This is a genomic window from Actinotalea ferrariae CF5-4 (assembly GCF_000603945.1).
GTDB classification, from domain to species: domain Bacteria; phylum Actinomycetota; class Actinomycetes; order Actinomycetales; family Cellulomonadaceae; genus Actinotalea; species Actinotalea ferrariae.
The window spans coordinates 1-1,291 of the sequence record NZ_AXCW01000290.1 but is presented as its reverse complement, the minus strand read 5'-3'; the positions used below and the strand labels follow the sequence as shown (position 1 = coordinate 1,291).

The following is a 1,291-nucleotide window of genomic DNA, read 5'->3' as shown; positions in this document are numbered from 1 at the left end:
CGACGGCGTCAACGACGCCGCCGCGCTGCGCGCCGCGCACATCGGCGTCGCGATGGGCATCACCGGCACCGAGGTGACCAAGGAAGCCGGCACGATGATCCTGACCGACGACAACTTCGCGACCATCGTCAGGGCCGTTCGCGAGGGTCGAGGGATCTTCGACAACGTCGTCAAGTTCGTCCGGTTCCAACTCTCCACGAACATCGGCGCGATCCTGACCTTCCTCGGCGCGACCATCGCCGGGCTCCCCGCCCCACTCACCGCTATTCAGGTGCTCTGGGTCAACATCATCATGGACGGGCCGCCGGCCATGGCCCTGGGAGTGGACCCCGCGCGGCCCGGGCTGATGCAGGAGCCGCCTCGCGACCGGCGCTCCCGGATCCTCGGGCGCGCCCGGCTGTTGAAGATGTTCCGCGCCGGAGCGGTCATGGCCGCCGGCACCCTGGGTGTGCTCGCCTTCGCCGGCGACCAGTACGGCGCCGCCGTGGCCGCCACGATGGCCTTCACGACCTTCGTGCTCTTCCAGTTCTTCAACGCCCTCAACGCCCGTGCCGAGCGGGAGAGCGTCTTCACCCGCCACCTGTTCACCAACCGGTGGCTGTGGGGCTCCTTCGCCGTCGTCGTCCTGCTGCAGGTGCTCGCCGTCCAGCTCCCCCTGCTCAACTCGATCTTCGACACCACCGCCCTGACCGGTGCCCAGTGGGCCGCGTGCGCCGCCGTCGCGGCCACCGTGCTCCTCGTCGAAGAGCTCATCAAGCTCGCGCGCAGGCTCACCGGCCGCACCGGCTGAGCGGGCCGACCGTGAAGCCCGGCGCCTTGGCCTTGGCCTTGATCTTGGGCGTCGGGCTCGCGGCCGTCGGAGGCGAGTTGTTCTTGCGCGGCGCGAACGGCCTGCAGGCCACCGCGACGGAGATCCCGTCGTCGGCGAGCTCACGGACCAGCCGGAACGTCATTTTGGGAGGACGTTCTCCCGGGCGAAGTAGGCGCTGGCGCGCTTGAGGATCTCATTCTCCATCTCCAGCACCCGGGTCCGGCGGCGCAGCTCGACGAGCTCCTTGCGTTCCTCGCTGGTCAGGCCCTCCCGGCGGCCGGTGTCGACGTCGTCCTGGGCCATCCACCGGCGCAGACACGACTCGCTGATGCCCAGGTCGGACGCGACCTTCGCGACCGGCTGCTGGCCACTGCGGGCCAGATCCACTGCTCGGCGCCGGAACTCCGGCGGTTTGGCTGCAGGCACAAGGACTCCTCTCGGAGATGACATCGTCACCTCAGCCCTGATCCACCGGTCCCT

General features: G+C 69.6%; 3 protein-coding genes. 1 reads left to right on the top strand and 2 read right to left on the bottom strand.

Features of this window, described 5'->3' with window-relative positions; all coding sequences use genetic code 11:
- On the top strand, positions 1-790 hold a 790-nt coding region (locus N866_RS16515), incomplete at its 5' end, for a cation transporting ATPase C-terminal domain-containing protein (RefSeq protein WP_034228445.1).
- Here N866_RS16515 and N866_RS16510 read toward each other — a convergent pair.
- Both N866_RS16510 and N866_RS16505 read right to left on the bottom strand, forming a co-directional pair.
- The gene (locus N866_RS16510) at positions 771-953 is read right to left on the bottom strand and encodes a hypothetical protein (protein WP_034228444.1); all 183 of its coding nucleotides are present in this window, start codon (positions 951-953) and stop codon (positions 771-773) included. The genes N866_RS16515 and N866_RS16510 overlap by 20 nt on opposite strands.
- Entirely contained in the window at positions 950-1,237 is a 288-nt protein-coding gene (locus tag N866_RS16505; RefSeq protein WP_034228442.1) for an IS3 family transposase, read from the bottom strand. Before N866_RS16505 ends, N866_RS16510 begins: the two co-directional genes overlap by 4 nt.
- Between the last annotated feature and the right edge of the window lie 54 nt (positions 1,238-1,291).